3 protein-coding genes and 1 pseudogene are annotated in these 2,609 nt (G+C 75.1%); 3 read left to right on the top strand and 1 reads right to left on the bottom strand.

Features of this window, described 5'->3' with window-relative positions; genetic code table 11:
* Positions 1–479 (bottom strand): zf-HC2 domain-containing protein (locus tag MCAG_RS21395; protein WP_083802329.1); only part of this gene is annotated, 479 nt, incomplete at its 3' end.
* Between the two features lie 225 nt (positions 480–704).
* On the opposite strand from MCAG_RS21395, the gene MCAG_RS21390 reads away from it, so the two are divergent.
* The 3 genes and pseudogenes from MCAG_RS21390 (at position 705) to MCAG_RS21380 (ending at position 2,563) form a co-directional block, all read left to right on the top strand.
* On the top strand, positions 705–1,244 hold the full coding sequence (locus MCAG_RS21390) for a sigma-70 family RNA polymerase sigma factor (RefSeq protein ID WP_036374586.1): 540 nt from the start codon (positions 705–707) through the stop codon (positions 1,242–1,244).
* A gap of 86 nt (positions 1,245–1,330) precedes the next feature.
* A pseudogene (locus MCAG_RS21385) lies at positions 1,331–1,854 on the top strand (MauE/DoxX family redox-associated membrane protein).
* Complete coding sequence (locus tag MCAG_RS21380) at positions 1,847–2,563, top strand: thioredoxin domain-containing protein (protein WP_007075063.1); 717 nt, start codon at positions 1,847–1,849, stop codon at positions 2,561–2,563. Before MCAG_RS21385 ends, MCAG_RS21380 begins: the two are co-directional and overlap by 8 nt.
* The last annotated feature ends 46 nt before the right edge of the window (positions 2,564–2,609 follow it).

Raw genomic sequence — 2,609 nt, 5'->3', positions numbered from 1 at the left:
GGCAGAGCGCCAGCACCAGCGCCACCCGGCAGGAAGGCCCGGGCCCGCTCCGGCCGCCACGCGGCCAGCGCGAAGCCGACCGCGAGCGCCACGTCGAAGGAGGCCATCTCCCGGCTGGTGTGCGCGTCGGCACCCACCTCGAACCCGCCGACCAGGACCGGCAGCGCGACGGCGAGCTGGGCGACGGCGGCCACCGCCACCGCCACCCGCAGCAACTGGCGCCGGGCACGCACGGACGCGTCGGCGGTGGCCCGCGCCGCGGCCCGCTCGGCGGCGACCGCCGACAGCACGGACGCGGTGAGATCGGGCACCTGCACAGGGCGCAACCGGGTGAGCCGGGTCACCTGCTCGGCGCGGGCCAGCCAGGACCGGCAGCCGGGGCAGGAGTCGGTGTGCGCGTCCAGCGCCGCCGACGACGCCTGCGGGTCCTCACCGTCCAGCCGCGCCGACAGCGCCACGCGTACGTCGTCGCATGTCATGATCGGGTAGTCGGGCGGAGCACCGGAAAAGTTCCCGGAGTGGGGTACGCCATGGAAGGGCCGAAGGACCCTGTCCCCTCCCGGTATGCCGCGTACCGTGGTCTGACGTGATCCCCCGCGCCGCGCGAGCCCGCCGCCGTCGGTCCGACCGGCCCGTCGCCGGACGGTGCCCGTGGCACGGCCGCCGCACGCGACGCGGCTGCCGGGGACGGGCGGGACACGCCCATCGCACGCGGACGCGACGCGGCTACCGAATGGGCGTTGGCCGCCCGCGACGGCGATCCGGCCGCTCAGGCGGCGTTCGTCCGGGCCACCCAGGCCGAGGTGTGGCGGTTCGCCGCCGCGCTCGTCGACCCGGACAGCGCCGACGATCTCACCCAGGAGACCTACCTGCGGGCGTTCCGGGCGCTGCCCACCTTCGCTGGGCGGTCCACCGCCCGTACCTGGCTGCTCGGCATCGCCCGTCACGCCTGCGCCGATCACCTGCGCGTGGTGGTCCGCCGACGCCGGCTCGCCGAGCGGCTGGCCAGCCACGCCCACACCGACCTTCCGCATCCCGACCCCGCCGGGCAGCTCGGGGCAACCGACCTGGTGCGCCGGCTCTCCGCCGAGCGGCGCGGGGCGTTCGTGCTCACCCAACTGCTCGGCCTGTCGTACGCCGAGGCCGCCGCCGTGGAGGGGGTGCCGGTCGGCACCATCCGCTCCCGGGTGGCCCGGGCCCGCCACGACCTGGTCGAGGCCGCCGGCGACGCGCTCGCCGGATGAACGGGAGCGTCCGCCGTGACCGGGAACGTCCGTACGACGAGGAACACCCGTACGACCGGGAACCTCAGTCGGGCCCGGGACGACCAATGACCGTGACCGCATCGAACACCGGGGCCGCCCGCTGGCCCGCCGTCCGGCCCTGGCTCGGCGTCGCCGTGCGGCTGGGGCTGGCCGCCGTCTGGCTGATCGCCGGCGGCGCCAAGGTCGGCGACCTCGCCGCCTCCGGGCGCGCCGTCAACGCGTACCAGGTCATGCCGTACGACGTCGCGACGGTGATCGGCGCGGCGCTGCCCTTCGTCGGAAGAGGCCCTCGGGACGCTGCTGCTGGTCGGCCTGGCCACCCGCCTGGCCGCCGGGATCTCGGCGGCCCTGCTGGTTTTCTTCGTCGCCGGCATCGCCTCGGCCTGGTCGCGCGGCCTCCCATCGACTGCGGCTGCTTCGGCAGCGGCGGGCAGCTCGCCGCCGGGCAGTCACCGAGCTACCTCCCCGGAGATCCCTCCGGGACCTGGGCTTCCTGGCCCTGGCCGGGTTCCTGCTGAGCTGGCCCCGCACCCCCGTCTCCGTGGACGGCTGGCTCGCGGGCGCACCCGTGGAGGACGAGGATGAGTAGTCGCAAGGGACAGAAGGACGCCGCCCGGGTGGTCCGGGAACAGTTGGCCCGGGAGCGCCGGCGCAAGCGGACCCTGTGGACCTCGCTGGTGGCGGTCGCCGTGCTGGTCATCGCCGGCGGAATCGGCTGGACCGTCTGGTCCAGCCAGCGCTCCGACACCTTCACCGCGCCGCCGGGCGCGACCGAGGCCGGCACCGGGATCGCGTACGGCACCGGCCCGGTCACCATCGACCTGTACGAGGACTTCCTCTGCCCCGTCTGCAAGCAGTTCCAGCAGACCAGCGGCACGACGATCGACCAGCTCGTCAGCGAGGGCAAGGCGCGGGTGGTGTTCCACCCGGTGGCCTACCTCAACCGGTACTCCACGACCGAGTACTCCACCCGCGCCTCCGCCGCCTCCGGCTGCGCCGCGAAGGGCGGCAAGTTCCAGGAGTTCGCGAAGGCCCTGTTCGACAGGCAGCCCCCGGAGGGCAGTGCCGGGCTGAGCGACGACGAACTGGTCGACATCGGCGCGGGCGTCGGGCTCAACCGGGACGACTTCGCCTCCTGCGTCTCCAACGGGACGTACACGTCGTGGACCGAGCACGTCACCGACGACGCGAGCCGGGCGGGGGTCACCGGCACCCCCACCGTCAAGATCAACGGGGTTGAGGCCGCCGACCGTTCCCCCGCGGGCATCACGGCGGCGGTGGCGGCGGCCGGCAAGTGACCCCCGCCGGCCTGGCTCGCCGCGCCGGGCCAGCCCAGGCCAGACT

It is taken from the genome of Micromonospora sp. ATCC 39149, from assembly GCF_000158815.1.
In the GTDB taxonomy this organism is placed as follows: domain Bacteria; phylum Actinomycetota; class Actinomycetes; order Mycobacteriales; family Micromonosporaceae; genus Micromonospora.
The sequence above is the reverse complement of the archived record's forward strand: the minus strand, read 5'-3'. Positions and strand labels throughout refer to the sequence as shown.

Coding starts and splice junctions, on each gene's coding strand:
- MCAG_RS21380 (WP_007075063.1), top strand. CDS start 1,847: ATGAGTAGTCGCAAGGGACAGAAGGACGCCGCCCGGGTGGTCCGGGAA.